This is a genomic window from Rhodoplanes azumiensis, from assembly GCF_042682915.1.
Taxonomy (GTDB): Bacteria; Pseudomonadota; Alphaproteobacteria; order Rhizobiales; family Xanthobacteraceae; genus Rhodoplanes; species Rhodoplanes azumiensis.
This window is the reverse complement of the sequence record NZ_JBHUIW010000004.1, coordinates 221980-247487: the sequence shown is the minus strand read 5'-3', so window position 1 is coordinate 247487 and position 25508 is coordinate 221980. Positions and strand designations below refer to the sequence as shown.

The window sequence follows — 25508 nt, the reverse complement described above, 5'->3', positions numbered from 1 at the left end:
CGTCGGTCCGGGGCCGGCCGCAGGCTGCAACCCGGAATCCAGCCTCGGGTGCAGAGTCCGCCTCTGGATTCCGGGTTCGCGCGCCGATGCGCGCGCCCCGGAATGGCCGCGCCGCCTCAATGATGTCCGTGATGCTCCGGCGGGGCGACGATGCGCAGAAGCGGGGCCGGGGTCTTGAGGGCGTGCGGATCCTGGCCCGGCGCGGCGACCTCGGTCCAGGCGGCCGTGCCGGTCTCGCACTCCTGCACGACCGGCACGGCGAGCGTGATGCCGGGCGTCATCGCCGACGCGACGAAGCCCGCGAACACGAACTCGTCGTAATGCTCGTCGGCGAGCCGGCCCGTCCACACGATCTCGCGCACGCCCTCCTGCACGGTGAGACCGTGCATGAAGTCGTAGGCCTTCTGATAAGGCCCCTTGGTCACCGCGAGCGTCCAGCCGGGCTTCGGCATCGGCTTCACGGCGATCAGCCCCTCCGGAATCGTCACCCGGATCTTCAGGGTCGCGGAGCGGTCGCAGCCGTGCGGCACCCGCAGCACCGCCTTGTAGCCGGCGCCCGGCGACGCCTCGCCGCGCTCCAGCGTGACATGCGCGGCCGCCGGCGCGATCGTGATCAGGCACAAGGCCATCGTCGCCGCACGGGTCTTTCGTGCGATCGTCGGCATCGCGGTCTTCGACATGATGGTCTCCTCCTCACATGCGCCAGCGCAGGCCGGCATAGACGGCGCGGCCCGTGCCGGGGTTGAACAGGGCCGACGCCGTGGTGGCGCGGTCGATGATGCTGGCCGACGAGATGTAGGAGACGTCGGAGAGGTTGCGGCCCTCGACATAGGCCGAGATCGTGCCGTCGTCGTAGGCGGCCTTCAGGCCCCACAGCAGATAGGCGTCGGTCGACAGCGTGTTGGCGCTGTCGACGAAGTAGGCCTGTGGCACCCATTCGAGCGTCGGCCCGAACGCGTATCCGCCCGGATGCTTGTAGAGAAGCTCGGCCTTGAGGATGTGAGGCGGCGCGCCCGGCAGTCGGTTGTCGCCGAACCGGGCGTCGCCGTCGAAGCGGAAGTCGTTGTACGTGTAGGCGAGCTGCAGCCACAGCCGGTCCGGCTCGCCGGCCTGCACGAGAAGGCTCTTCAGGAGCGACACGCCGAGCCCGAGCTCGACGCCCTGATGGACGGTACGGTCCGCATTGGTGACGTTGCAGCTCCCGAAGCTCGAATAGAGGCACATCAGCTCGTTGCTGATCTCGGCTCGGTAGAGGGCGACGTCCCAGCTCACGTCCGGCCGGCGGCCGCGGGTGCCGATCTCGACCGTGGTCGCGCGCTGCGGCCGGATCGCCCAGAACGGGATGTTGGGCAGCGTCGGGTTCGTCGCGTTGGGCGACACGCTCTCGCCGAAGCTCGGCACCTCGGCGCTGCGCGACACGTTGCCGAACACCTGCCAGTCGGGCGCGACGTCCCACAGCACGCCGACCTTCGGGCTCCACACGCTGTAGGTCGCGCGGCCGTTCAGGTCGCCGTTGGTCGAGAAGCGCACCTCCTGCTCGCGAACGGCGTAGAGATACTGCGCGCCGGCGATCAGCGAGACGGTCGGCACCACGTAGAAGGCGTTCTCGGCATAGGCCGTGTAGTTCTCCGGCCGCTGGATGCGCGACGAGGTGAGCGCGCCCTTCTGCCCGCCCGTGTTGACGTACTGGTCGGCCCGGATGGTGCCGTTGAGCACGTTGGCGCCGAGCGTGAAGCGGTTGCGATGGCCGAGCAGCAGACGCTCGTCGACGGCGCGGGCGAAGCCGCCGTAGTCCTCGTAGCGGTAGTCGAGCCACTGGTAGATCGGATGCATCAGATGGCGGTCGACCCCGAAGGCGCCGAACTCGAACACCGTGCCGTCGCGCTTCACCGTGGTCCGGCTGGCGAGGCGCAACGTGTCGATGTTGCGTTGCCAGTCGTTGGTCAGGTTGTTCACGGCCGCGGTGCGCGGCGAGGACAGTGCCTGCGCCTTGGTCACCTCGCCCGGGATGCGCTGGCGCACCGAATTGGCGTTGACGTAGAGGCGGGTCTCGACGTCCGGCGAGACCCGGTAGCCGACATTGCCGCTCGCCCGCTCCGCGTTCCCCCACGAGTGCTCGCGATAGCCGTCCTGCATCGACGACGAGACCGTGGCGAAGGCGTCCCACGGCCCGGCGGCGCCGCCGACCGCGGCCTGGCCGCGCACGAAGCCGAAGCCGCCGGCGTCGATGCGGGTGTCGAGCGCCGTGGCGTCGCGGCCGGTCGGCACCACGAAATTGACCGCGCCGCCGAGCGCATTGGCGCCGAAGCGCAGGCCGTTCGCCCCCTTGAACACCTCGACGTAGCGATAGGCGGTCGGGTCGATCTCCTGGAAGTCGCCGTAGCCGTCCGAGGTGTTGATCGGAATGCCGTCCATGGTGAGCTGGACGCCGCGCAGATGGAAGTTGCGCGACAACCCCGAGCCGCGGATCGAGAGGCGCGAATCGTCGCCCCATTTGGGCTCGATCCACACGCCCGGGACGTAGTCGAGGATGTCCTTGGCGGTGCGGGCCGGGCCGGTCTTGAAGGCGGTGTCGGGGACGACCGCGACGGCGCCGGGCACGCGCGACAGCGCCGCCTCGGCCTGGGCCGTGGTCGGCACCGTGAGGCTCGTCGCGCCGGCGGGTGCGGTCGCGGTCGCGGGGCTGGCGGCCGGCGTCGTGCCGGCGGCCCCTTCGACGACGAGCGGTGGCAGGGCGGTGGACTGGGCGAGCGTGGAGGCGGGGGAGCAGGCGGCAGCGGCCGCCGACGCCGCGCAGAGCGCGCGGATCAGGCGTGACATCGGGTGAACTCGTGTCGGGAGATGCGATGACCGGGGGCACGGGGGACGGTCAGGCAGCCCGCGGAGGCCCTCGCGAGGAGCGCGGTTCGTGGCGGCGGACGCGCCGGCCCGCACGGCCGACGGGACGGCGGGAGCGCTGCGCCCGCGCCTGCGGGATCGCCAAGCCCGCGATCACCGGCAGCGGCGGCGCGAGGCTCGCGAAGACGCAGACGGCGCACGGCGTGTGCGGTGAAGCAGGCGGAGCGCCGGTGCCGTCGGGCGTGGCCGTGGTGGCGTCGGACGCGCCGCCCGTGGTGAAGCAGAGCGCGGCGGCGCCGTCGCCGGCCACGGCCATCTGGGTCGCGACCATGCCGGCGAGCAGCATCTGGAGCGCGAGCGCATAGGCGGCCAGAAGGCCGACCGCGCGCTTCAGTGCAGGGTGCCGCAGACGACGGACCACGGGTGCTCTCCTCGGCGCCGGACCGTGACAGCCCGACTGCGCCTCGACAATCGGGCTAGCCGTTTACGAACTATAAAGACATGGAATGATGCATAACGGCAACAAGCGCTGTCCGCGACGTCCGTCGGCGAGGCGTGCCGGCGGTTGCGGGACGTGGCGGCGCCGGTCGGCACTCAGGCGTCGGGATGCGCCGCGGCGAGCCGCTCGGCCTCGTCGAGGTCGGCCGGCGTGTTGACGTTGAGGAACGGATCCACCGGCGCCGCCGGCCAGTCCGCCGTCGCGGCACCGTGGCGATCGAGGAATGCGCCGACCTTGTGCAGGCCCTCGTCGACGAGGGCGCGCCGGAGCGCCTCGCGCAGCGTCACGGGCCACAGCGCGACCACCGGGTGGCGCCGGCCGCCGGAGGCGGCACAGGCGATCGGGGTGCCGGCGGCCCGTGCGGCGGCGTGCAAGCGGGCGACGAGATCGGCCGGCAGGAACGGTGCGTCGGCCGGCGCCGTCACCACATGGCCGATGTCGGGCCGATGCGTCGCCGCCCAATCGAGGCCGGCCAGAACCCCGGCGAGCGGGCCGGCGTAGCCCGGCACCGTGTCGGCGACCACCGGCAGGCCGAGCCCGGCGAACCGGGCCGGATCGCCGTTGGCGTTGAGGACGACGGCGGCACAGGGGGCGAGCCGCGCGACGACCCGGGCGAGGATGGGCCGGCCGCCGACGCCCAAAAGCCCCTTGTCGCCACCGCCGAGCCGCTGCGCCCGCCCGCCCGCGAGGATCAGCCCGACGGTGGGCGGGGGGGTGGCGTCGAGGCCGGACGCCCGGCCTTCGGTCGGGGTCGGAGCCGGGCCGGCGGCCGCAGGAGCGGCCGCAGGCGCGACGGAGGGCGGGAGCGGCATCGGCAGTTTCAGGGTTCGGGTCAGGGCCGGCGGGACACCCGATCTGCGGTGCCGCAATTCCCAGGCCGTGTCCACCGTCGCCGCGAGCCGAACGGGCCCGCCGTGCGGCGAGCGCTTCGCACTGGGGGAGGGCGCGCTGCGAGCCGAGGCCACGCGACGACCCGCTGTCCCGATCCCGGCGGCCCGGTTCGGGTGCCGCGCCGAAGATCCGTCGGCAGGGGCGGGGCGGAGGATCCGCCGCGATGGCGTCGGCTCGGACACTCCGACGGGGGCGTCGGGCCGGGTGGCCGGCGGAGCGGCCCGGCCCGCGTGGTGGCCAAGTGGGGCTCGACCGAGGCGGGGCTCGACGCCGCGGGGGGACAGGGGGCTCGACGCGCCCGCAGGCTCGAAGGGGGCAAGGGGCTCGAAACGGATGGCCCGCTCGCTCCCCGGACGCCATGCCGGGGCGCCGCCCCGCAGGGCCGAACCCCTCGCCCGGACAGGGCCTTGCATTCTCGCGCCCGCCTCCTTAATCAGGGGCGCTCCGGAGGGGTGGCCGAGTGGTTGAAGGCGCACGCCTGGAACGCGTGTATACGGGAAACCGTATCGTGGGTTCGAATCCCACTCCCTCCGCCACGATAAAGCTCATCCAATTGAAATAAAAGCTCTTTTCGTGGCGACATGACGTTGGTCCATACGTTTACCCATACTTGGATCGGTTGCGGACCTTCCAGTTCGTGCGCCAGGGAAGCGACGGCAGTGGACGCTTATATCACGCCGCGTAGAACGGTTGGACGCGACGCTTAGGAAGGATGTCGTCCCAGAACACTGGCGGGACGACGAAGCGCTCCGTGGCTCGGACTCTCGATCTGCGCTGCGACGAAGTCGGTCGATTTCGCCTCCAGAGTTCGCCTCGCCGGTATGCCAAGCTGCCCGGAGAACAAGATCGGCCCAACTCACAACGGCTTCGCGGAGCTTCTCGCCGTCCAGAAACGGAGGAATAGAGCCAGAAAATGGAGCGGGTGAGGGCTCAGTCCCTTGAAGATGATGACCTTTTCCAACGCCTTTTGGACAGCGATCCTTAGCGGGCCCTGACGACGGCTCAGGCTCCTGCAGCTCTTCCCTGTCTATCGAAAGCGTGGCGCCGGCGGGTCGTTCGGCGAGGACACACTTCGGGTGACCGGCACGCCTAGTCGGGCAATGCAGGAAGAGGGTCCCTACCGCCTGTCCAGCTCCGGGAGGAGCCAGCCTCCAGGACAGCGAAGGCGCTGACCCAATCCGAAACGCCGCCGCTCTGGTCCATGGACTCTCTTGGCGGTGTCCATCGAGATCCGGCAATAACGGAGTTTCAGGGACAGAAACTGGAGCGCGCGACTCACAAGCATATGACTATGTTGATGCAACAGCCTGTTGCCGAACAGGCAAGTCGCAACAGCATTCTGGTGAGGTCGAGATGACGGTCAGGGGCGGCGATCCAGGCGACACCACGACCGTCCTGGCCGAACAGGATTGGGTGTCGGCCCTGATCCGGCACTGGCGTGACGACCCCGCCGGAACGTACCGCACATGGTTCTTGTGGGAGGAGCGAATCAAGAACTTCCGCTCGATCCGCCGCGGCATTCAGGCCGTCATCAAGGAGATCGAGACCGACACCTTCGGCAATGCCTTTCGGGGCTCCTCGCTCGAGACCGTCTTGGATTCGATTTCGGAGCAGCGACAGGTCTTCAAGGGGGCCGATCACGCCTTCATGTGGAAGCCCAAGCTCCGCATCCCGGATATCTACGAGAATCGGCAGAACCAGATCGCGTTCGGTCGCTTCCTCGACACTTGCCTGTGCTGCAACTCCGAGGCCCAGATCGTGGCGGCGATCCATCGGCTTGACCAAGTCGGAATCAAGGGGCTGGGGCCGGCCGTCGCCAACTTGATGTATTTCCTGCATCCGACGATCGCTCCGCCCTTCAATACGGCCATCGTCAACGGGTTCAATGCTGTCCGCGGGGCGACCGTGAAGCTCGGGCGGTGGACCGAGTACCTCGCCATGCGCGACGGCATTCTGGAGTTGAACCGGACCCACCAAAACCTGCTCTCGAACGATCTGGGAGCGGTCGCGGCATTCCTGTTCGATGTCGGGTCGAAGCGATACCCGATCCCGTCGCGAGATGGCGCGGCCGATCTGTCCGGTTGGAGGACCGACCTCGAGCGGGTTCGCGAGCAGTCCGCTGCCGCGGCCAAGGCCGAGGCCGCAGCGAGGGAGGCCGATCACACCCACACCGAAGTGCAGGGGTGGCTGCGTGATCTCGGCTTTGCGCTAGGGTTCGACGTTTGGGTGGCCGCGAACGACGGCGCTCGGCGTTACCGCGACGGCCGCCTCGGCGAGGGCTGCCTCGAGCGCTTGCCCGACCGGATCGCGTCCGCCCCCTCGGCCGACGCGATCCGGCTGATCGACGTCATCTGGATCGATCGGAGCGGTGGAGAGTTCGTGGCCGCCTTCGAAGTCGAGCACACGACCAGCATCTATTCCGGCATCGTGCGGATGCTCGATCTGGCGCTCGGCATCGATGGCGCGTCGGCGCGCAACTTCTTCCTGGTTGCTCCGGATGACCGCCAGGACGACGTGCGCGCTCAATTCGCACGGCCGGCCTTCTCGAAGGTGAGCGACCTCGACCTTCGATACCTGCCTTACAGCGAGCTGCGGTCGCACAAGGATGCGATCGCTCGGTTCGGCAGCGGACTGAAAGGGGTGCTTGCGATCGCTCGCCCGATCGCTCCGGCCCTGGGACCGGCCACGCGACCGCGGCCAAATAGCGCCTCGTGAAGTTCGGTCCGGGACCTCGGCTTGTCCGCCCGCGTTGAGGGTTCATCCGCGGAACGACGAGGAGGTTCTCGTGTCCAAAGCCAGCCTTTCAGTGATCGTCTCGATTGCGGGCCTTCTGCTCGCAGGCACGGCGCAGTCGCAGTCGGGTAGTCCCACCCCGACGGCAGAGGATTCGTCCCTTCGGGCGTGCCGATCGGCTGCTCGGTCCTCGGCCCACGACATGATGCATGGCGGCAGCGCGGGTTCCGGCATGAACCAAGGCATGAACCAAGGCATGGGCCAGGGTATGGCGAGCGGGGGCATGGGGAGTGGCGGCATGGCCGGGACCGTCCCCGAGACGAGCCGGGGCTATATGGCCGCGATGCAGAAGATGAACCCGCCGATGATGGCGGGGATGACCATTCAGGACCCGGATGTCGCGTTTCTCTGCGCGATGCTGCCCCATCACCAGGGGGCGATCGACATGGCGCGCGCCGTGCTCGAGCACTCCAAGAGCCCCGACATCCGCAAGCTCGCCGAGAAGACGATCGAAGAGCAGCAGGAAGGCATCAAGGAGATCACGGCGCTGCTCGAGAAGCACAAGTAGGGCGAGGCTTCCACCGCTTCCGGGGGCCGCCCCGCGGCACGTCCGCGGCGGGGCCGCCGGCCGAGGATTCGCCCCGAGCCGCCGGCGCAGTCCCATCGAGGTCGGCGATGATCGGGCAATGCGGTCGCCCGTCGCCCTCGCACGACTCGGCGAGATGGCGCAGCACGCCGATCACCTCGTCGAGGGCCCGGCGGCGCTCCTCGAGGGCGGCGAGGTGCGTCAGGGTGATCGTTTTGACGGCAGCGTTCGAGCGATCCCGTTCGCTCCACAAGCGCAGCAGGTCTTTGATCCGGTCGATCTCGAAACCGAGGTCTCTCGCCCGCCGAACGAACCGGAGTCGGTGCACGTCGGTTTCCCCATAATCGCGGTATCCGCTCGCCTGCCGTGCCGGCGGAGGGAGAAGCCGGATCTCCTCGTAGTAGCGGATCATTTTCGCCGAGACGCCCGAAGCGCGCGCCGCCGCACCGATGTTCATCGTCCAGTTCCGTGTGGAGTCGTCTTGACCTTCCCATGATGGGAAGGTGCACGGTCCTCCGCAAGACCCGGAGACGAACCATGCCAAAGCACCGCGACGATCCGCGTACGACTACGCCGACCCATCATCACGACGCGAAGGGCGACGGCAGCCCGGCGATGGCCTGTTGCGGTCACGCCCACCACGCCGTTCAAGTCCCGCCGGCCGCGGCCGAGCACCGCGTGAAGGACCCGGTCTGTGGCATGCTGGTCGATCCGCACACGAGCACACATCGAGCGGAGCACGACGGTCGGCCTTACTATTTCTGTTCGGCCGGGTGTCGGACCAAGTTCCTCGCCGACCCCCGCCGGTATATCGCCGCTGAGAACGCGGCACCGCGGGTCACCGACGACGGGGCGATCTACACCTGTCCGATGCACCCGGAGATCCGGCAGATCGGGCCGGGCTCGTGCCCCATCTGCGGCATGGCGCTCGAGCCGGTCGCCGCGAGCAGCAATGCGGCGCCGAACCCGGAACTCCGGGACATGTCGCGGCGCTTCTGGATCGGGCTCGCGCTCACCGTCCCGGTTTTCCTTCTCGAAATGGGCGGTCATCTGTCGGGCCTCGGGCACCTGTTGGATGCGACCACCTCGAACTGGATTCAGTTCGGCCTCGCGACGCCGGTCGTGCTCTGGGCCGGCTGGCCGTTCTTCGAGCGGGGATGGCGGTCGCTCGTCACCCGCAGCCTGAACATGTTCACCTTGATCGCGATGGGGACCGGCGTCGCGTGGCTCTACAGCGTCGTCGCGGTCTTCGCTCCCGGCGCCTTTCCTGCCGCGTTCCGGGGACCGGACGGCGCCGTCGCCGTCTACTTCGAGGCTGCTGCCGTGATCACGGTGCTGGTGCTCCTCGGTCAGGTGCTCGAGCTGCGGGCGCGCGAGACGACCGGCAGTGCGATCCGGAGCCTGCTCGATCTCGCGCCCAAGACCGCGCGACGCCTCAGCCCGGACGGACAGGAGGAAGACGTGCCCCTCGAAGCAGTTCAGGTGGGCGACCGCCTGCGCGTCCGGCCAGGCGAGAAGGTGCCGGTCGATGGGACCGTGGTGGAGGGGCGCAGCGCCGTCGACGAGTCGATGGTGACCGGGGAGTCGATGCCGGTGACCAAGGAGGCGGGCACCGATGTGATCGGGGGGACCGTGAACGGCTCCGGCGCGCTCGTCATCGGGGCGAAGCGAGTCGGGCGCGACACCATGCTGGCGCGCATCGTGCAGTTGGTCGCTGAGGCGCAGCGCAGCCGCGCCCCGATTCAACGTCTCGCGGATCAAGTCTCCGCTTGGTTCGTTCCGCTCGTCATCGCGATCGCTCTGCTCGCCTTCGCCGCCTGGGCGATCGTGGGACCGGAGCCGCGCTTCTCTTATGCACTCGTCGCGGCTGTTTCCGTGCTCGTCATCGCCTGTCCGTGTGCGCTCGGCCTCGCGACGCCGATGTCGATCATGACCGGCGTCGGCCGCGGCGCGCAGGCCGGGGTCCTGATCAAGAACGCCGAGGCCCTGGAGCGAATGGAGAGGATCGACACGCTGGTGGTCGACAAAACGGGCACCCTGACCGAGGGGAAGCCGTCGGTGACGGCGGTCGTGACCGCCCCCGGTTTCGACGAGCAGGAGGTGCTGCGGTTCGCCGCGGCCGTGGAGCGCGCGAGCGAGCACCCGCTGGCGCTCGCCGTGGTGCGGGCCGCCGCCCCGCACGGCGAACAGCTTCCGGCCGTGGTCGATTTCGCGTCCCCGGCCGGCAAGGGGGCGCGCGGCACAGTCGAGGGGCGCAACGTCGTGCTCGGGAGCGGGACCTTCCTGACCGAGGAGGGGATCGACGTGGGCCCGCTGGCGAGCGACGCCGACCGGCTGCGCAGCGACGGGGCGACGGCGATCTTCGTCGCGATCGATCGGCGGCTCGCCGCCGTGATCGGGATCGCCGACCCGGTGAAGTCGTCGACCCCGGCCGCGCTCGAGGCGCTCCGCGCCGACGGGGTTCGGGTGGTCATGCTGACCGGCGACAATCGCACGACCGCGCTGGCCGTCGCGCGCCGGCTCGGGATCGAGGAGGTCGAGGCGGACGTGCTCCCGGATCGCAAGAGCGAGGTGGTGGCGAGCCATCGGCGGGCGGGCCGGGTCGTGGCGATGGCCGGGGATGGGGTCAACGATGCCCCTGCGCTCGCCGCCGCCGACGCCGGCATCGCAATGGGAACCGGGACCGACGTGGCCATCGAGAGCGCCGGCGTGACGCTGCTCGGGGGTGACCTGACCGGCATCGTGCGGGCGCGGCGGTTGTCGCGGGCGACCATGCGCAACATTCGCCAGAACCTGTTCTTCGCCTTCGTCTACAACGCCGTGGGCGTGCCGGTCGCGGCCGGGCTGCTCTACCCGTTCTTCGGAATTCTCCTGTCGCCGGTGATCGCCGCCGCCGCGATGGCGCTCTCCTCGGTCAGCGTCATCCTGAACGCCGTGCGGCTGCGAACCGTCGAGCTTTGAGCGAAGCGATCGCGGCGTTTAGTTCGGTGGACGTGGAGGGAGGTTTCTCGCCTCGGCCGGGGTCGGATTTCGCTCGAGGTCGGCGACGAGTTGCTCCATCTCGCGGATTTCACGGACCTGCGCCTCGATGATGCCGTCGGCGAGCTTTCGCACCCGCGGGTCTTTGATGTGGGCGCGTTCGCTCGTCATGATCGCGATCGAGTGGTGCGGGATCATTGCCTTCATGTACGAGACGTCGGCGACGGTCTCCTGGCTGCGGACGAGCCAGAGCGCGAGCGTGAACACGACCGCGCTGACCAGGACGATCGCGATATTCGCGCGGCGGTTCGAGTACATGCCCCACATGAATCCGAGCATGATGACGGCCATGACGGCTCCCATCACCAACGCCATCCAGGTTCGGGTCTGGCTGAACCAGACGTGGTCGAGTGCGAACGTGTTCAGATACATCAGGCCGAACATCACGACCGTCGAGGCGGCGATCATCAGCAAAAAGCGCGCATACGACATCGGTGATCTCCCGGCGGGGGCTCGCTCAACCAATCCTGGGCGGAAACCCTTGTTCCGACCGTGACCGGGCCGGAGCCACCTGACCGCATTTTTCGTGTAACCGGACGCCGCTCGCCTTCGAACTCCTGGATGTGCGCTGTCGCGCAACAGAGAGGACGAAGACCATGAAGCCGAGGACGTTGGTGATGAGCGTGATCCTGTCGGGCCTGATCGCAGGCCCGGCGATGGCGCAGAACGTCCATCAATATCAGGGCGGACCGAAGAGCCCGGTCCCTCATACGATGACCAAGCCGCCGGCGGCGAAGACGGTCGAGCCGAAACCGGCGCCGCGAACCTACAATGCGCACCGGTATCAAGGTGGGCCGAGTTCCTCGATGCCGCACCGCTCGCAGTGATCCCTTGGAAGAAATTTCTTAGTAATTGCAGCAGGATATTCGAAGTCGGCTGGGCGATGACTTTTTCTGTAACCGGATTCGCCCGAGCGACGAACTATTCGAAGAGGCCGGAAGGGCGCACCGCAGAATTCGCCCTCCCGGCCCGGGGGAGCATCATGACCTTGATCCGCAACGGCCTAGCGCTCGTCTTGGGCGCCTTGCTCGGGACCGGGCTCGTCGCAACGATCGGGCTGCTCGTCTCAGGCGAGATCACGTCCCGACAGCCCAGCGGCACGCTGGTCGTCATGCTGCCCTTGCTCGTCTGCGTTCTGCTGCACCTGTTCATGCACGCCGGCCCCGACGCCGTCGGAAGCCGCGAGCGCGTCGGCCGTATCCCTGCCGGAAATCTCCACCATCGGTAGTTCACCGAGTAGTGGAACCCACCCTGGGTGGGCATGCCCATCACCAATCGCTCGAAAGGACCCACCATGAAGCCCAGCCTCTGGATCGCCGCGCCTGCCGTGGCCCTCGCCCTCCTCGGTTCGACGGCGGCCCGCGCCGGCGCGAACGACTACGCGTTCGAGGCCGTGGCGCCCGAGATGAAGAAGGGCGACGACGTGATCGTCACGCTCCGCCTCGTCCACAAGCCGACCGGCAAGGCGGTGCCCGACGCCGTGATCGTCCGCACCCGGGTCGACATGGCGCCGGACGGCATGGCCGACATGGTGTCGCCCGTCGAGGTGGTGCCGTCGAAGGAGCCCGGCACGTACTCGTTCAAGACCGACCTGCCGATGCCCGGCCGCTATCAGGTCCTGCTCTCCGCCAAGGTGCAGGGCGAGCCCGACACGGTGCAGAGCAAGGTCATCGTCAAAGCGGTGAAGTGACACGACGAGAAGGCGCGCCGGACCTTCCGTTGCGCCCTCCAAGGGTGATCCCATGACTCGAACGACCGTTCTGCTCGTCGCCGCCGCAGCGCTGGCCGGAACCGCGATCGGCGCCGTGACGCTGGCGCCGTGGCGCTTGTTGCCCGGCGCGGCGCCCGCGCTCGCGCAGTCCCAGGGGGCGGCGCACGCCGGTCACGCGGCGGCGGGCCCGCAGGAACCGATCCTGTACTGGCGCGACCCCAGCGGGGCGCCACGGTGGTCGGCGACGCCGCGGACGGACGAGAACGGCCGTGCGTTCCTGCCGGTCACCGACTCGCAGGAGCCGCCGCTCGCCGGCGTCGCGCCGAAGCCGGTGGTCGATGCGACCCGCAAGATCCTCTACTACCGCAATCCGATGGGGCTGCCGGACGTCTCGCCGGTGCCGAAGAAGGATCCGATGGGGATGGACTACGTCCCCGTCTACGACGGCGACGAGCCCAGCGACGGCAAGTCGGTCAAGGTCAGCCTCGCCAAAGTCCAGCGCAGCGGCGTGCGCACCGAGCCGGCGGCGGCGCGCGTGCTGGTGCGCGCGGTGCGCGGCGTCGGCACCGTGAAGTACGACGAGCGCCGCCTCACCACCGTGACGGTGCGCTCGGAGTCCTATGTCGAAGCTCTGTTCGTCGACACCACGGGAGCGAAGGTGCGTGCCGGCCAGCCGCTGTTCCGGATCTACAGCAAGGACATTCAGCTCGCCCAGGTGGACCTGAACATCGCCGTCTCGGTGCAGGGGCGGCTCAACGGCGTCGGCCCGCAGACCCTCGACGGCGCGATGCAGAAGCTGCGCAATCTCGGCGTGCCCGAGGCGCACATCCAGGACGTCCGCGCCAAGGGCACCAACCCCCGTACGCTCGACTGGCTGTCGCCCGCCGACGGGGTCGTGATCGACAAGAAGATCGTCAACGGCCAGCGCCTGATGCCGGGGGACGAGCTCTACCGCATCGCCGACCTCTCCCGCATGTGGGTGATCGCCGAGGTGTCGGAGCACGACCTCGCCGCGATTCACGAGGGCATGCACGCCGACGTGATCCTGCGCGCCTATCCGACCGAGCCGCTCGAGGGCACCGTCACGTTCATCTACCCGGATCTGCGGCCGGAGACGCGCACGGCCCGCGTGCGTATCGAACTCGACAATCGCGCCGGCCGGCTGCGCAACGACATGTACGCCGACGTGGTGTTCCACGCCGGCAGTGAGGAAGCTCCGCGGATCGTCGTCCCGGAAGCCGCCGTGATCGACTCCGGCGCGCGGCGCGTCGTGTTCGTCGCCAAGGAGGAAGGCCGCTTCGAGCCGCGCGACGTGACGCTCGGGGCGCGCGGCCAGGGCTACGTCGAAGTGCTGGACGGCGTCGCCGAGGGCGAGCCGGTGGTGACCACGGCGACGTTCCTGATCGACTCCGAGAGCAACCTCAATGCCGCCCTGAAATCCTTCACGACCCCCGAGGCGGCCCGATGATCGCCCCTTTCTACGGTAGGCCCGAACACGACGCACGGCTGGCCGGCCGGGCCCGCTCCATGACGACGAGTTTTTCGACCTCCTGGGTGATCCGATGATCGGCGCCATCATCCGCTGGTCGGCCCGCAACGGGTTCCTGGTCGCGCTCGCGACCCTGTTCGTGACGCTGGGCGGCATTTACGCGGTCCACAAGGTGCCGCTCGACGCCATCCCGGACCTCTCCGACGTCCAGGTCATCGTCTACACCGAATACGCCGGACAGGCCCCGCAGGTGGTCGAGGACCAAGTCACCTATCCGCTCGCGACCTCGATGCTGAGCGTGCCGAAATCGAAGACAGTGCGGGCCTTCTCGTTCTTCGGCGTGTCGTTCGTGTACGTGATCTTCGAGGACGGCACCGACCTCTACTGGGCGCGCTCGCGCGTGCTGGAGTATCTCGGCGCCGCGCAACGCCGCCTGCCGACCGGCGTCACGCCCTCGCTCGGCCCGGACGCGACCGGGGTCGGCTGGGTCTATCAGTACGTCGTGCGCAGCGCCCAGCACACGCTCGCCGAGCTGCGCAGTCTGCAGGATTTCCAGATCCGCTTCGCGGTCGCCAAGGCCGAAGGTGTCGCCGAGGCGGCGAGTGTCGGCGGCTTCGTCAAGCAGTACAGCGTCGTGGTCGATCCGCGCCGGCTGCAGGCGCTCGGCATCCCGCTCGACAAGGTCAACGCCGCCATCAAGGCGAGCAACCGCGACGTCGGCGGCCGCACCGTCGAGCTGTCCGAGACCGAGTTCGCGATCCGCGGGCGCGGCTACATCAAGAGCCTCGACGACCTGCGCGACGTCGTCGTCAAGAGCGACAAGGGCGTGCCGGTGTTCCTCCGCGACGTCGCCCGCGTGGAGCTCGCGCCGGACGAGCGCCGCGGCCTCACCGAGGTCGACGGCGAGGGCGAAGCCGTGACCGGCATCGCGCTGCAGCGCTCCGGCGAGAACGCCCTCACGGTCATCGGCAACGTCAAGAAGCGCCTCGCCGACATCGCCTCGAGCCTGCCGGCCGGGGTCGACATCGTGCCGGTGTACGATCGCTCCGACCTGATCCACCGGGCGATCGAGACCCTCAAGGGGACGCTGATCGAGGAGAGCATCATCGTCGCCGCCGTCTGTGTGCTGTTCCTCCTGCACGTGCGCAGCGCCTTCGTCGCCATCGTCACACTCCCGGTGGGCGTGCTGATCGCCTACCTGTTGATGTACACGCTCGGGCTCTCGTCCAACATCATGAGCCTCGGCGGCATCGCCATCGCGGTCGGCGCCATGGTCGACGCCTCGATCGTCATGATCGAGAACGCCCACAAGCACCTCGAGCGGGCGCCGCCCGGCAAGCCCCGCCACGAATCCCTCGTCGAGGCGGCGATCGAGGTCGGGCCGGCGTTGTTCTTCAGCCTCTTGATCATCACGGTCTCGTTCCTGCCGATCTTCGCGCTCGAGGCGCAGGAAGGGCGGATGTTCAAGCCGCTCGCCTTCACCAAGACCTTCGCCATGGCGGCGGCCGCGTTCCTCTCGGTGACCCTGGTTCCCGCCCTGATGCTGCTGTTCGTGCGCGGGCGGATCATGCCGGAGCACAAGAACCCGGTGAACCGGGTCCTGATCTGGGCCTACCGGCCGATCATCGTCGCCGCACTCCGCTTCAAGGGCCTCACGATTCTGGCGGCTGTGCTGATCCTCGCCGCGAGCGCGTGGCCGGCCATGAAGCTCGGCTCGGAGTTCATGCCCACCCTCAACGAGGGGACGCTGTTCTACATGCCGAGCGCGTTCCCGGGTCTGTCGGTCACCAAGGCGGCGGAGCTGCTGCAGACCCAGAACAAGATCATCAAGAGCTTCCCCGAGGTCGCCTCGGTGTGGGGGAAGGCCGGCCGGGCCTCGACGGCGACCGACCCGGCCCCGACCGAGATGTTCGAGACCATCATCAACCTCAAGCCGGAACGCGAGTGGCGGCCCGGCATGACCACGGACAAGCTGATCGCCGAGATGGACGGAGCGCTGCAGTTCCCCGGTGTCTCGAACGCCTGGACCATGCCGATCAAGGCGCGCACCGACATGCTCTCGACCGGCATCCGCACCCCGATCGGCATCAAGGTCTACGGGCCCGATCTGGTCGAGCTGGAGGCGCTCGCGCGCAAGATCGAGGCGGCGGTGCGCACCGTCCCGGGCACCACCAGCGCCTTCGCCGAGCGGGTGATCGGCGGCTATTACCTCAACATCGATCCGGACCGCGCCCAGATCGCCCGCTACGGGCTGACCATCGACGACCTGCAGAACATGGTCGCGGCGGCGCTCGGCGCCGAGCCGGTCACCACCACGGTCGAGGGCCGCGAGCGCTACTCCGTGGCGGTGCGCTACCCGCGCGACTACCGCAGCGATCCGGCCGCGATCGCCACCCAGGTGCTCGTCCCCACGCCGGAGGGCGGTACCGTGCCGCTCGGACAGATCGCCAAGGTCGGCCTCGGGCGTGGGCCCGCCACCATCCGGACCGAGAACGCCCAACTCGCCGTCTACATCTATGTCGACATGCGCGACCGCGACGTCGGCGGCTACGTCGCCGACGCCCAGAAGGCCGTGCAGGAGAAGGTCGCGTTCCCGCCCGGCTATTCGGTCTCGTGGAGCGGCCAGTTCGAGTACATGGAGCGGGCTAAGGCGCGGCTGCAGATCGTCGTGCCGATCACGCTGCTGATCATCTTCCTGCTCCTCTACCTCAACTTCCGCCGCGTCACCGAGAGCGTGATCGTGATGTTGTCGGTGCCGTTCGCGCTGGTCGGCGGACTGTGGCTGATGTGGTGGCTGGGCTTCAACCTGTCGGTCGCCGTCGCGGTCGGCTTCATCGCGCTCGCCGGCGTCGCCGCCGAGACCGGCGTCGTGATGCTGATCTATCTCGATCACGCCCTCGAGGAGTTGCGGGCGGAGCGGGCGGCGCAGGGCCGGCCGTTCACCCGCGATGACCTCTATGCGGCGATCATGACCGGGGCGGTCGAGCGGGTGCGGCCCAAGATGATGACGGTCGCCGCCATCATGGCCGGCCTGCTGCCGATCATGTGGAGCCACGGCACCGGCGCCGAGGTGATGCAGCGGATCGCCGTGCCGATGATCGGCGGCATGGTGTCGTCGACCGTCTTGACCCTGATCGTCATCCCGGCGGTCTACGCGGTGGTGAAGAGCGGCGTGGTGACGAGGCTGAAGCCTGAGGATCGCGAGGAGGGTTCGAAGGCCCACGACCGCATGCCGGCCCCGGTGGCATGACGAGGTGGTCGCGATGATCGCGAAGGAGCCGGCGCTCAAAGCCCTGATGACGGCGAGCCTCGCCGGCGACGGGCGGGCGCATCGGGACCTTCTGCAGGCTTTGAGCGGTTATCTGCGCGGGTACTTTCGCGGTCGGCTGGTTCGGGCCGGCCGCGGCGTCGCCGAGGCCGAGGACCTGGTGCAGGAGGCGCTGATGGCGGTCCACACGGGCCGCCACACCTACGACCCGGCCGAGCCATTGACGCCGTGGGTGTTCGCCATCGCCCGCTACAAGCTGCTCGATCACCTGCGTCGCACCAAGACGTCGACCGCCGATGTCGGGCTCGACCAGGCCGAGGACGTCGTCGCGGTCGACGATTATACCGGGACCGAGAGCGCGCTCGATCTCCGCCGCATGCTGAGCCGTCTGCCCTCGCGAATGCAGCAGGCGATCCAATTCGTCAAGATCGACGGGCTCAGTGTCGCCGAGGCTGCCGCAAAATGCGGCGCCTCGGAATCTGCCGTCAAGGTGAACATTCATCGGGGGTTGAAGGCGCTCGGCACGGCGATCGCCCAGGAGAAGAATCGATGAAGACCGATGACCTGATCGCGATCCTGAGCACGCAGCTGGAGCCGGTCGACACGCGCAGCGTGTCGCGCGGAATCGTCGTCGCGATCGGGCTCGGAGCGCTCGCCGCGGCCGTGCTGGTGTTCGTCGGCTTCGGCGTGCGGTCCGACGTCGGCGACCTCGAGGCGTTCGTCTATCTGGCCGCGAAGCTGGTGTTCACGCTCGCCGTCGTGACGCTCGCGGCCGTGTATCTAACTCGACTCGCACGTCCCGGCGGCGAGCGTAGGATGTCGTTCGCAATAATCGCCTTGCCCTTCATCGGGATCATGGGGCTCGCCGTCGCCGCGCTCTCGTTCGCACCGCGCTCGCACTGGCATGCGGCGGTGCTCGGCAACGAGTGGGTGGAGTGCCTCGTCTCCATACCGGTAATCGCCGTGGTGCCGTTTGCGCTGACGATCTGGGCCGTGCGCCGGGCCATGCCGACGGATCTCCGCCGCACCGGCGCGCTCGCCGGACTGGTCGCCGGAGGGCTCAGCGCCATGGGCTATTCGCTCCATTGCATGGACGATTCGGTGCCGTTCGTGGCGCTGTGGTACGGCGGCACGATCGCCCTCTGCACCGTGGCCGGCGCGCTTCTCGGTCCGCGCCTGCTGCGCTGGTAGTCGATCTGGTTCCTTTCCCCCGAACGGAGAATACTCATGCAGTTTCAGCCAACCTCCGCAGTCTTTGCGCTTTTGCTCGCCTCGACTCTGCCTGCTTCGGCGCAACACGCCGGCGGATCTGCTCCCCCCATCCCGACACCGGCAGAGCAGCCTCGGATGGAGGCCGCACCCGAGGAGCACACGCATGCTCGATACAGCGCCGGTAGCCCCGGTGACCCGAAGAAGCCGTCGCGAATCGTCGAGGTCATGATGCGCGAAGGGGACGGAAAGATGCTGTTCGTACCCGACCACCTCACGGTCCGGCGCAATGATCGGGTGAAATTCGTGCTCGCAAACGCCGGGGCACTCGATCACGAGTTCGTTCTGGCCACGACCGACGAGAACCTTGCCCACAAGCACTTCATGGAGCGGCACCCGGACATGAAGCACGATCACGCGAATGGCAGAACGGTGGCTCCCGGACAGAAGGTCGAACTGGTGTGGAGTTTCGACAAGCGGGGCCGCTTTGAATTCGGCTGCTTGATTCCCGGTCACCGCGAAGCCGGCATGGTCGGCCGTATCGACGTGAAGTGACGTCATCGAAAAGCACAAGCGGTGTAACCGCGCGCTTCTCCTGTGCGAAATACTATTTGAAAGCAGACACGAAGCTTTCTGACACAAGGAGAAACACAATGGACTCGATCCGGAATACGCTGCTCGCCGCCGTCGCCATTTCGTTGGCCGGCGTTGCTCCCTCTCTTGCCCAGCAGTACGCGACCGATCCCGACCCGGTGATCTACTCGCGACTGTCTCAGGAGCACGCAGCGCTGGCGCATCCCAATGCCGTGTTGCCCCGGACGAGTGTGGGTATCCCGACCGTAGCGGTCGCGTCCGGCCGTTACGCCACTGACCCCGACGCATTCATCTATGGTCGCCTCGGGCAAGAGCATGCGGCTCTGTCTCATATGGACGCGGTCCTGCCGCGGACGACGCTCCGTGGCAGGACCGAGGCGGCAGCCGGCTTCGGCTCGTACACTCCCGGAACCGATCCCGATCCGCGCATCAGAAACCGGCTCCGAACGGAAAACAATGTATACTGACCACACGCGTGATCGACGCCCCCGATGGTCGGGGGCGTCGATATTCGAGCGACACGGACGAACCCTACAAGCGGTCGGACGAGTGGTGCGGATCGCGGCCTTCATGGCGGCTCTAGTGCTGCCTGCTTCCGCCGAGACGCTGCCGGGCGCACTCACGCGGGCCTACCAGACCAATCCGGTGCTCAATGCCGAGCGGGCACGCCAGCGTGGCACCGACGAGAACGTCTCGATCGCGCTGTCCGGTTACCGGCCGCAGATCAACGCCAATCTCACCCCGAGCCTGATCGCCGTCCGGAATTTAATCCCCGGGGGCGACACCGAGCGGGCGACGCTGCGTGGCTACACGGCGCAGCTCACCATTTCGCAGACACTGTTCAATGGGTTCCGCACCGGCAATCTCGTCCGCCAGGCGGAGTCGCAGGTGCTGTCCGGCAAGGAGGCCCTGCGCGGGGTCGAGCAGTCGGTCCTGCTCGACGCCGTCACGGCCTACATGAACGTGGTCGCCAACCAGTCGTTGGTCGAGGCGCAGCGGACGAACGTGACGTTCCTGCGCGAGACGCTCGCCACCACGCGCAAGCGACTCGAGGCCGGCGACGTGACGCCGACCGACGTCGCCCAGGCCGAGGCGCGGCTCGCCCGCGGCACTGCCGATCTCAACGCCGCCGAGGTAACGCTGGCCGTGAGCCAGGCCACGTTCGAGCAGGTCGTCGGCATCGCGCCGGGGCGGTTGACCGCGGCCGATCCGATCGATCGCCTGCTGCCGAAGAGCCGCGACGAGACGATCGCGCAGTCGCGGCGCGAAAACCCGGCCGTGATGGGCGCGACCTACGACATCGACGTCGCCGTCTACGCCGTGAAGGTCGCCGAGGGCGTGCTCTATCCCACCCTGAGTGCGCAAGGCACGTTGATGAGGGAGCGCAACACCGACCCGACGTCGCTCGACATGAAGGGCTCGGATCAGGCCTCGCTGACCGCCAACCTCAACATCCCGATCTACGACGGCGGCACCGCCGCGGCGCAGGTGCGCCAGTCGAAAGAGGTGCTGTCGCAGACCCGGATCGTGCTCGATCGCGTGCGCACCCAGATCAACACCGCCGCGGTCGCGGCCTGGGTCAGCAACGAGGGCGCCAAGATTGCCCTGACGGCGAGCGAGGCCGAGGTGCGAGCCGCCACCATCGCGCTCGAGGGCGTGCGCCGCGAGGCCCAGGCCGGCCAGCGCACCACCCTCGAAGTGCTGAACTCGCAGCAGGACCTGACGCAGGCGCGCTCGCGCCTGATCGTCGCCCAGCGCGATCGCGTGGTCGCCTCCTACACGATGCTCGCGACGGTCGGGAGGCTCGACCACAAGAGCCTCGCGCTCGGCACGCCGAGCTACGAGCCGGACACCCACTATCATCAGGTGCGCGACGTCTGGCACGGCCTGCGCACGCCCGACGGGAAGTGACGTCGGGTCCCGACTAGGTTGTTCTACGGACGCTGAAACTTGCCCTGGAGAAGACGTCAATTGTAACCGAAAAGATTGAGGCTCCGAACTCTTTTATGACGGCGCAACGAGCGCCGATGACGGAGCAAGACAATGTTCAAGAAAGCCCTCTTCGCTGCAACCCTGTTCGCCCCGGTGTTGGTGTTGTCCGGGACGGCTTACGCCGGCAATACCAATTGGGCGCCGACCAAGAGCACGATCGAACAGCAGACCGCTCCCCACGTCGCACTGAAGCATCCCGGCGGCTTCGAATGCCGCTATCAGGGTGGCCCGAAGTTCCCGATGTTGCACGTCCGCACCTGATATCAGATCGCGTTGTGACACGAGTGATCAGCCGCCGCGCCGCGATTGCCCTCCTCGGATCGGCGGCTGGCCTCGGCGTCCTCGGTGAGGCCCGGAGCGCCGAGGCCATGACCGTCTACAAGGACGCGGCGTGTGGCTGCTGTCGCGCTTGGGCTCGCCACATCGAGCAGGCCGGCATTCCCGTTCGGGGTCATCGACGTGCCGGAGATGACGAGCATCAAGACACGGTTCGGTATCCCGACCGACCTCCAGTCCTCCACACCGCCGAGATTGGCACCTACGTGGTCGAGGGGCATGTGCCCGCGAATGCGGTGCTTCGGCTCCTCGCTGAAGCACCGGCCGTGAGAGGACACGCGGTGCCCGGAATGCCGTCCGGGTCGCCCGGTATGGAGGGTGGCCCCGAGGAGACCTACGAGGTGCTCCTGTTCGGGACCGCCGGGTCTCGCAGTTTCGGGCGTTACCGCGGGAGTCGCGCACTCTGACCGGCCGCGCGGTCGGAAGCCGCCCGGTCAGTGGCTGTGACCACCGTGCCCGTGGCCACTGCTCGAACCGTGAGTGTGCCCGGAGCCGGCCTTCTTGTCGGCAGCCGGCGACTTCTTGTCGGCGGCCGGCTTCCGAACCGCGATGATCTTCTTCTCCCCGGCGACCCGGAACTCGATTTCCTGACCCTCCTGCAGGCCGGCCACGAGGTTCGGTTCGGCCGCGCCGAGCGTCATCGTCATCGCGGGCATTCCGGTGCTCTCGATCGGCCCGTGGAAGATCGTCGCCGAACCCGACGCATTGTCCACCCGCACCACCCGGGCACTCATCCACGGCATCTCGTGCGGCTCGGCCGCGGCCACGCCGGGGCCGGCAGTGGCCCCTACTAGAAGTGCGAAAACGGAAACGGCGATCTTTGGCATGTCTGCTCCTGTTCGGGTCCTGGCCCATGATTCAGGGGCACCCCCCGGTGCTCCATCAGAAGCTAGTTCGCGGCAGAGCCTGATCCGGTTACGACGTCTTCGGAAATTCAGTGCAAACGTTTCCAGGCTGGAGCCGGGCTGACAAGTCGTCCCCCAACGCGATCGCGGCGCGGTCCGGCTCCGTCCAGAACAGACCGCAAACGACTGGTACAGTCGAGAAATAGCGGGATGGCAGTCAAGAACGCTAATGGGTCTAGCGTCGTTCGGCATCGAAGACCCAGAGCCGTACATCTTCTTGTACTAGAGGTTCCGCCGAGCAATATACGTCTGCACCGCGAGTCCGGGATGTTCTAGGCGCGATTATGGATCGGACTTCCTGAGGAGTCTCGCCTTCATGCTGTCGAACTCAGTTTGCGTCACAGCTCCTTGGTGTAGCAGCCGGTGCAGCTGTTCGATTTCGGCGGCAATGCCGAATGATGCTCCGGTCGGAACAGGCGGTACCGTGCTCGACGGTAAGATCTCGATTTTCTTGGGATCGTTAATGAAGAGATTGAGACCCGACTCCCCGCCGCGCGTTTGCGCGTCATCGATGTGAAAGGCCTTCAGCGCCCAGACCAGCGCAATCAGCCATCCCAGGAGAGTTCCGCCGAAAACGATGTTGATCACCGCGATCAGCCAACGATTGGGGTGGCAACGCCGAAAGGCGATAAAGGTCGGTGTTACGTAGATCGCGGTAAGGATCAACGTGCCCAAGAGCAGCGCGAGAAGCGCGAACGTTTCGTCGCTCATCGTAAACTCGGTTCAGCTGAGGAGCACGGAGATGGCGAAGGTGACGACCCACGTGATCGCGTATGTCGGCGTGTGCCCGATCCGTTTGGCGCGCACAAACAGGTAGACGGGAGCGAGGATCAAGGCCCAGAGCGTGAGGAAGCCATCGCTGTATCCCGCGCGCTTCAATTGGCTCAGATCGAGCAAACAGAGGGCTGCGTTGACCCCGAAGGGAAGCACCAGGCTGATGAGTGTGAACAGCTCCTGCGAAGACATGAGGACCTGCAGCACCGCGGTCACGATGACATATACGATTGGCATAACCGCGAGCGCCCAAACGAAGCTGTTGTTTATGTTAGCTGAAGCAACGGGCGGCGGAACTCCACCGAGCAGCAGCCCGAATTCGGTCTCACGAAGGGGGATCCAACTCGTCTGGCCTTTTCGCCAAACCGGCGTTTCGGCATCGATCTTGTATTCGTCAAGCAGTTGACGAAGAGCCGAGCTGCTGATCGGCCCAAGACGTTGCCCCCCAAGCGTGTAGAACCATTCGTCTGAGGCGGCAGGCGTAGATGTCGTGTCGCTCATCGTTCCCCCATGCGCCGTTCTCGGGCGAATTCGTTCGACCCCCGTCGAAATTTTCAGCGCCCCGCCCGAGCGTCGATAATGGTAGGACCATAATCCATGGATAAATCCGGGGCAACATCGCTCCCATCGCTCTATGAGGGCGGCGAAACGAATTGCCTGGAATCTGAGGCGCCTGAGGGTCAGCCGGCAGCTTTCGCAGGAGAGCCTAGCGGTCGACGCGAACGTCGATGTGTCCTACGTATCGCGTCTGGAAGGCGCTTCAGAAAACCCGACGATCGGGCTGCTGGAGAAGCTGGCCAGTGCCCTCGGGGCAGACATCTGCGATCTCCTGGCCGAACCGTCACGCGGCGATCGAAAACCAGAACCGTTGAAGAGCGGTCGGCGACCTAAGTAGAAGCCCGGAGTATGGGCGAAGGTCGATCGGAGTAGGTGGGCCAAGAAATCTCAGCCCAAGATCGATCGGGCTCAACAACTGGATGTATACGCCTAAGCGCGTGGCGGCGAAGTTGAGTGGCTCGAGCCGTCACGGCACCGCCTGGATGAACCGAATCGGTCGTGCGCTCACGCCGTCGAAAACAGCGGCCGTCAGCGGTCCCCTATAGCCAGCGCCGGTGTCGAGATTGACGCGGTTTGGGTGAAGGTCGGGCAAGCCCTCTGACAGTGGCGTGTGACCGTGGACGACGAATCGTCCGTGGTCGCGCTTGTCCTTCAGAAAGCGATCGCGGATCCAAAGAAGATCGTGCTCCGCCTGTTGGTGGATGGATTTGCCCGGGTCGATGCCGGCATGGACGAACAGCCGCAGCCCGTCGTCGTGGGTAGTCGGGAGCGTTTTGAGCCATTCGAGGTGCTCTGCAGGGAGGTCCCTGGCATGCTCGACACCGTAGCTGCGAAGGGTGGCTGCTCCGCCGTTCCGAAGCCACTGCTGTTCGGCCGCGGCATCTTCGGATGCGGCGAGCAGGAGCGCTTCATGATTGCCGCGCAGGCAGATGAACTTAGCGGGCCGCTTCTTCTGCAGATGAAGGAGTTGCTGGACCGCCTCCTTCGCATCCGCACCGCGGTCAACGTAGTCGCCCAGCATAACGAATCTCAGGGCATTGCCTCTGCCATCCTGAAGGCAGCGGCTGATCAAGCGGCGGAGCAGGTACACCATGCCGTGAACGTCGCCGATCGCGTACGTTCTCATTGTGTCCCCACCTGAACGACCGAGGGCGCCTCGGCGTGCCGGCGTGGTGCCTCCAACCCTGGCATCAAGAAGTCGACCGCTGCTGAGGCTTTGGACGCGGCAGCGAAGATCGCCCGCTTGTCGCGCTTGAGGACGTCGAGCCAGCTCGCGATGTAGTGGGCGTGGTCGGGTCGCGGCGAAGCGGTGATCCCGAGATCGGCACACAAGAACGCGGCGCCCAGTTCGGCGACGAGTTCCTCCATCGCGTAGGCGTCTAGGCCGAAGCGCCTCCCGAGCTGACGATTGCAGCGGGTCTCGTGTCCCGTCCAGTGTGTGAGCTCGTGGAAGAGGACGGCGTAATAGGACTCCGTCGGGGAGCTCGTGGACGTGCCGATGAAGGCAGTCGGCGATGGCAAATGAATGCTGTCGGTCGCGATCGTGTAATAGGCCCGCTCGCCGCCATGAACGACGGTGGCTCCGCTCCGCGCGACCAAGTGCTCGGCCCGCGCGTGCGTGACCACATGACTCGCCCGTGGTGCGGCCGGAGGGTCATAGCCGTCAACCTGTTCGGCCGCGAACACCGCTGAAGCCCGTGCGAGGACCCGGAGCTTGTTTCTCTCGCTATCGTCGTCGGCATCCGATCCGGTGACGACGTTTCCGGGAAGGTCTCGGTAGAAGACGACGAAGGCCGCGTTCTCGCCCTTGCGGACCTGCGCGCCGACCTTGTTCCACTGGCGATAGGTTCCCCATCTGCCGGACCGATATCCCCGCTGTGCGGCGGCCATCCAAAGCGCCAGGATGTTGACTCCGCGGTAGGGTTTGCCGGTGAGGACGTTAAGCGGACGGTGCAGTCCGCCGGACGTATGCCACGGCAGGTCCGTCGTCCCTTTGGCTTCGGCCAACATGCTGACGATCTGGTCGGTAATGTGCGCTTGGATGTCGAAGCGGCTGCCGGCCATTTGAACTCCCCCTATACGCAGT

The 25508-nt window shown here is 67.3% G+C and carries 28 protein-coding genes and 1 tRNA gene; 17 read left to right on the top strand and 12 right to left on the bottom strand.

Translation table 11 applies throughout. From position 1 onward, the window contains the following. Positions 1-116: 116 nt before the first annotated feature. The 4 genes from ACFSOX_RS06335 to mobA form a co-directional block, all read right to left on the bottom strand. The gene (locus ACFSOX_RS06335) at positions 117-680 is read right to left on the bottom strand and encodes a YcnI family protein (RefSeq protein WP_378476942.1); all 564 of its coding nucleotides are present in this window, start codon (positions 678-680) and stop codon (positions 117-119) included. A 13-nt stretch (positions 681-693) separates the two neighbouring features. Further along, positions 694-2820, bottom strand: coding sequence for a TonB-dependent receptor family protein (locus ACFSOX_RS06330; RefSeq protein ID WP_378476941.1), 2127 nt, complete (start codon positions 2818-2820; stop codon positions 694-696). Positions 2821-2869: 49 nt separating this feature from the next. Beyond that, entirely contained in the window at positions 2870-3259 is a 390-nt protein-coding gene (locus ACFSOX_RS06325; protein ID WP_378476940.1) for a DUF2946 family protein, read from the bottom strand. 173 nt (positions 3260-3432) lie between these two features. Further along, a complete protein-coding gene (mobA, locus tag ACFSOX_RS06320) occupies positions 3433-4149 on the bottom strand; it encodes a molybdenum cofactor guanylyltransferase MobA (RefSeq protein WP_378476939.1) in 717 nt (238 codons plus the stop codon). Between the two features lie 525 nt (positions 4150-4674). On the opposite strand from mobA, the gene ACFSOX_RS06315 reads away from it, so the two are divergent. From ACFSOX_RS06315 to ACFSOX_RS06305, 3 genes are all read left to right on the top strand, one after another. Further along, positions 4675-4764 (top strand) — tRNA-Ser (locus ACFSOX_RS06315). Positions 4765-5581: 817 nt separating this feature from the next. Further along, on the top strand, positions 5582-6943 hold the full coding sequence (locus tag ACFSOX_RS06310; RefSeq protein ID WP_378476938.1) for a type II restriction endonuclease: 1362 nt from the start codon (positions 5582-5584) through the stop codon (positions 6941-6943). A 70-nt stretch (positions 6944-7013) separates the two neighbouring features. After that, positions 7014-7529 carry a DUF305 domain-containing protein gene (locus tag ACFSOX_RS06305; RefSeq protein ID WP_378476937.1) on the top strand — a complete coding sequence of 172 codons (516 nt, stop codon included), beginning with the start codon at positions 7014-7016 and terminating at the stop codon, positions 7527-7529. Here the strand turns inward: ACFSOX_RS06305 and ACFSOX_RS06300 are convergent. Further along, a complete protein-coding gene (locus ACFSOX_RS06300; protein ID WP_378476936.1) occupies positions 7501-7959 on the bottom strand; it encodes a MerR family DNA-binding protein in 459 nt (152 codons plus the stop codon). The two genes, ACFSOX_RS06305 and ACFSOX_RS06300, sit on opposite strands and share 29 nt — an antisense overlap. A 125-nt stretch (positions 7960-8084) precedes the next feature. On the opposite strand from ACFSOX_RS06300, the gene ACFSOX_RS06295 reads away from it, so the two are divergent. Next, on the top strand, positions 8085-10508 hold the full coding sequence (locus ACFSOX_RS06295) for a heavy metal translocating P-type ATPase (RefSeq protein WP_378476964.1): 2424 nt from the start codon (positions 8085-8087) through the stop codon (positions 10506-10508). 18 nt (positions 10509-10526) lie between these two features. Here ACFSOX_RS06295 and ACFSOX_RS06290 read toward each other — a convergent pair whose 3' ends face one another. Beyond that, on the bottom strand, positions 10527-11018 hold the full coding sequence (locus ACFSOX_RS06290) for a DUF305 domain-containing protein (RefSeq protein ID WP_378476935.1): 492 nt from the start codon (positions 11016-11018) through the stop codon (positions 10527-10529). 164 nt (positions 11019-11182) lie between these two features. On the opposite strand from ACFSOX_RS06290, the gene ACFSOX_RS06285 reads away from it, so the two are divergent. From ACFSOX_RS06285 to ACFSOX_RS06235, 11 genes are all read left to right on the top strand, one after another. Next, positions 11183-11413, top strand: coding sequence for a hypothetical protein (locus tag ACFSOX_RS06285; RefSeq protein ID WP_378476934.1), 231 nt, complete (start codon positions 11183-11185; stop codon positions 11411-11413). 155 nt (positions 11414-11568) lie between these two features. Then, positions 11569-11814, top strand: a complete 246-nt coding sequence (locus ACFSOX_RS06280; protein WP_378476933.1) for a hypothetical protein — start codon at positions 11569-11571, stop codon at positions 11812-11814. Between the two features lie 66 nt (positions 11815-11880). Further along, positions 11881-12276, top strand: a complete 396-nt coding sequence (locus ACFSOX_RS06275; RefSeq protein WP_378476932.1) for a FixH family protein — start codon at positions 11881-11883, stop codon at positions 12274-12276. 52 nt (positions 12277-12328) lie between these two features. After that, complete coding sequence (locus tag ACFSOX_RS06270; RefSeq protein ID WP_378476931.1) at positions 12329-13765, top strand: efflux RND transporter periplasmic adaptor subunit; 1437 nt, start codon at positions 12329-12331, stop codon at positions 13763-13765. 94 nt (positions 13766-13859) lie between these two features. Continuing rightward, positions 13860-17036, top strand: coding sequence for an efflux RND transporter permease subunit (locus ACFSOX_RS06265; RefSeq protein WP_378476930.1), 3177 nt, complete (start codon positions 13860-13862; stop codon positions 17034-17036). Between the two features lie 13 nt (positions 17037-17049). After that, entirely contained in the window at positions 17050-17607 is a 558-nt protein-coding gene (locus ACFSOX_RS06260; protein WP_378476929.1) for a sigma-70 family RNA polymerase sigma factor, read from the top strand. Continuing rightward, positions 17604-18245, top strand: a complete 642-nt coding sequence (locus ACFSOX_RS06255) for an NrsF family protein (protein ID WP_378476928.1) — start codon at positions 17604-17606, stop codon at positions 18243-18245. The genes ACFSOX_RS06260 and ACFSOX_RS06255 overlap by 4 nt, the downstream gene beginning before the upstream one ends. A gap of 36 nt (positions 18246-18281) precedes the next feature. Next, positions 18282-18818, top strand: a complete 537-nt coding sequence (locus tag ACFSOX_RS06250; protein WP_378476927.1) for a cupredoxin domain-containing protein — start codon at positions 18282-18284, stop codon at positions 18816-18818. Between the two features lie 98 nt (positions 18819-18916). Next, the gene (locus tag ACFSOX_RS06245) at positions 18917-19324 is read left to right on the top strand and encodes a hypothetical protein (protein ID WP_378476926.1); all 408 of its coding nucleotides are present in this window, start codon (positions 18917-18919) and stop codon (positions 19322-19324) included. A gap of 103 nt (positions 19325-19427) precedes the next feature. Further along, positions 19428-20768 carry a TolC family outer membrane protein gene (locus tag ACFSOX_RS06240; protein WP_378476925.1) on the top strand — a complete coding sequence of 447 codons (1341 nt, stop codon included), beginning with the start codon at positions 19428-19430 and terminating at the stop codon, positions 20766-20768. A 132-nt stretch (positions 20769-20900) separates the two neighbouring features. Further along, positions 20901-21110 (top strand): hypothetical protein, encoded by a 210-nt coding sequence (locus tag ACFSOX_RS06235; protein WP_378476924.1) that lies wholly within the window; start codon positions 20901-20903, stop codon positions 21108-21110. A 2-nt stretch (positions 21111-21112) separates the two neighbouring features. On the opposite strand, the gene ACFSOX_RS06230 is transcribed toward ACFSOX_RS06235, so the two are convergent. Continuing rightward, complete coding sequence (locus ACFSOX_RS06230) at positions 21113-21331, bottom strand: hypothetical protein (protein WP_378476965.1); 219 nt, start codon at positions 21329-21331, stop codon at positions 21113-21115. Between ACFSOX_RS06230 and ACFSOX_RS06225 the strand changes: the two genes are divergently transcribed. Beyond that, positions 21272-21592, top strand: a complete 321-nt coding sequence (locus ACFSOX_RS06225) for a DUF411 domain-containing protein (RefSeq protein ID WP_378476963.1) — start codon at positions 21272-21274, stop codon at positions 21590-21592. The two genes, ACFSOX_RS06230 and ACFSOX_RS06225, sit on opposite strands and share 60 nt — an antisense overlap. Positions 21593-21619: 27 nt before the next feature. On the opposite strand, the gene ACFSOX_RS06220 is transcribed toward ACFSOX_RS06225, so the two are convergent. The 3 genes from ACFSOX_RS06220 to ACFSOX_RS06210 form a co-directional block, all read right to left on the bottom strand. Beyond that, positions 21620-22012: a copper-binding protein gene (locus ACFSOX_RS06220; protein WP_378476923.1), complete on the bottom strand. Its 393-nt coding sequence runs from the start codon at positions 22010-22012 to the stop codon at positions 21620-21622. 360 nt (positions 22013-22372) lie between these two features. Continuing rightward, positions 22373-22801: a superinfection immunity protein gene (locus ACFSOX_RS06215; RefSeq protein ID WP_378476922.1), complete on the bottom strand. Its 429-nt coding sequence runs from the start codon at positions 22799-22801 to the stop codon at positions 22373-22375. 12 nt (positions 22802-22813) lie between these two features. Then, positions 22814-23365, bottom strand: a complete 552-nt coding sequence (locus tag ACFSOX_RS06210; protein ID WP_378476921.1) for a DUF4339 domain-containing protein — start codon at positions 23363-23365, stop codon at positions 22814-22816. Positions 23366-23498: 133 nt separating this feature from the next. Here ACFSOX_RS06210 and ACFSOX_RS06205 point away from each other — a divergent pair, with 133 nt between their 5' ends. Continuing rightward, a complete protein-coding gene (locus ACFSOX_RS06205) occupies positions 23499-23759 on the top strand; it encodes a helix-turn-helix domain-containing protein (RefSeq protein WP_378476920.1) in 261 nt (86 codons plus the stop codon). 129 nt (positions 23760-23888) lie between these two features. On the opposite strand, the gene ACFSOX_RS06200 is transcribed toward ACFSOX_RS06205, so the two are convergent. Then, positions 23889-24548, bottom strand: a complete 660-nt coding sequence (locus ACFSOX_RS06200) for a metallophosphoesterase family protein (RefSeq protein WP_378476919.1) — start codon at positions 24546-24548, stop codon at positions 23889-23891. Continuing rightward, positions 24545-25486 carry an ArdC family protein gene (locus tag ACFSOX_RS06195; RefSeq protein ID WP_378476918.1) on the bottom strand — a complete coding sequence of 314 codons (942 nt, stop codon included), beginning with the start codon at positions 25484-25486 and terminating at the stop codon, positions 24545-24547. The genes ACFSOX_RS06200 and ACFSOX_RS06195 overlap by 4 nt, the downstream gene beginning before the upstream one ends. Positions 25487-25508: the final 22 nt, after the last annotated feature.

What these genes read in the sequence shown, in the direction of transcription:
- ACFSOX_RS06335 (WP_378476942.1), bottom strand. Translation starts at nt 680, where the DNA reads ATGTCGAAGACCGCGATGCCGACGATCGCACGAAAGACCCGTGCGGCG.
- ACFSOX_RS06330 (WP_378476941.1), bottom strand. Translation starts at nt 2,820, where the DNA reads ATGTCACGCCTGATCCGCGCGCTCTGCGCGGCGTCGGCGGCCGCTGCC.
- mobA (WP_378476939.1), bottom strand. Translation starts at nt 4,149, where the DNA reads ATGCCGCTCCCGCCCTCCGTCGCGCCTGCGGCCGCTCCTGCGGCCGCC.
- ACFSOX_RS06310 (WP_378476938.1), top strand. Translation starts at nt 5,582, where the DNA reads ATGACGGTCAGGGGCGGCGATCCAGGCGACACCACGACCGTCCTGGCC.
- ACFSOX_RS06300 (WP_378476936.1), bottom strand. Translation starts at nt 7,959, where the DNA reads ATGATCCGCTACTACGAGGAGATCCGGCTTCTCCCTCCGCCGGCACGG.
- ACFSOX_RS06295 (WP_378476964.1), top strand. Translation starts at nt 8,085, where the DNA reads ATGCCAAAGCACCGCGACGATCCGCGTACGACTACGCCGACCCATCAT.
- ACFSOX_RS06290 (WP_378476935.1), bottom strand. Translation starts at nt 11,018, where the DNA reads ATGTCGTATGCGCGCTTTTTGCTGATGATCGCCGCCTCGACGGTCGTG.
- ACFSOX_RS06285 (WP_378476934.1), top strand. Translation starts at nt 11,183, where the DNA reads ATGAAGCCGAGGACGTTGGTGATGAGCGTGATCCTGTCGGGCCTGATC.
- ACFSOX_RS06280 (WP_378476933.1), top strand. Translation starts at nt 11,569, where the DNA reads ATGACCTTGATCCGCAACGGCCTAGCGCTCGTCTTGGGCGCCTTGCTC.
- ACFSOX_RS06275 (WP_378476932.1), top strand. Translation starts at nt 11,881, where the DNA reads ATGAAGCCCAGCCTCTGGATCGCCGCGCCTGCCGTGGCCCTCGCCCTC.
- ACFSOX_RS06270 (WP_378476931.1), top strand. Translation starts at nt 12,329, where the DNA reads ATGACTCGAACGACCGTTCTGCTCGTCGCCGCCGCAGCGCTGGCCGGA.
- ACFSOX_RS06265 (WP_378476930.1), top strand. Translation starts at nt 13,860, where the DNA reads ATGATCGGCGCCATCATCCGCTGGTCGGCCCGCAACGGGTTCCTGGTC.
- ACFSOX_RS06260 (WP_378476929.1), top strand. Translation starts at nt 17,050, where the DNA reads ATGATCGCGAAGGAGCCGGCGCTCAAAGCCCTGATGACGGCGAGCCTC.
- ACFSOX_RS06255 (WP_378476928.1), top strand. Translation starts at nt 17,604, where the DNA reads ATGAAGACCGATGACCTGATCGCGATCCTGAGCACGCAGCTGGAGCCG.
- ACFSOX_RS06250 (WP_378476927.1), top strand. Translation starts at nt 18,282, where the DNA reads ATGCAGTTTCAGCCAACCTCCGCAGTCTTTGCGCTTTTGCTCGCCTCG.
- ACFSOX_RS06245 (WP_378476926.1), top strand. Translation starts at nt 18,917, where the DNA reads ATGGACTCGATCCGGAATACGCTGCTCGCCGCCGTCGCCATTTCGTTG.
- ACFSOX_RS06240 (WP_378476925.1), top strand. Translation starts at nt 19,428, where the DNA reads ATGGCGGCTCTAGTGCTGCCTGCTTCCGCCGAGACGCTGCCGGGCGCA.
- ACFSOX_RS06235 (WP_378476924.1), top strand. Translation starts at nt 20,901, where the DNA reads ATGTTCAAGAAAGCCCTCTTCGCTGCAACCCTGTTCGCCCCGGTGTTG.
- ACFSOX_RS06220 (WP_378476923.1), bottom strand. Translation starts at nt 22,012, where the DNA reads ATGCCAAAGATCGCCGTTTCCGTTTTCGCACTTCTAGTAGGGGCCACT.
- ACFSOX_RS06215 (WP_378476922.1), bottom strand. Translation starts at nt 22,801, where the DNA reads ATGAGCGACGAAACGTTCGCGCTTCTCGCGCTGCTCTTGGGCACGTTG.
- ACFSOX_RS06210 (WP_378476921.1), bottom strand. Translation starts at nt 23,365, where the DNA reads ATGAGCGACACGACATCTACGCCTGCCGCCTCAGACGAATGGTTCTAC.
- ACFSOX_RS06205 (WP_378476920.1), top strand. Translation starts at nt 23,499, where the DNA reads ATGAGGGCGGCGAAACGAATTGCCTGGAATCTGAGGCGCCTGAGGGTC.
- ACFSOX_RS06200 (WP_378476919.1), bottom strand. Translation starts at nt 24,548, where the DNA reads ATGAGAACGTACGCGATCGGCGACGTTCACGGCATGGTGTACCTGCTC.
- ACFSOX_RS06195 (WP_378476918.1), bottom strand. Translation starts at nt 25,486, where the DNA reads ATGGCCGGCAGCCGCTTCGACATCCAAGCGCACATTACCGACCAGATC.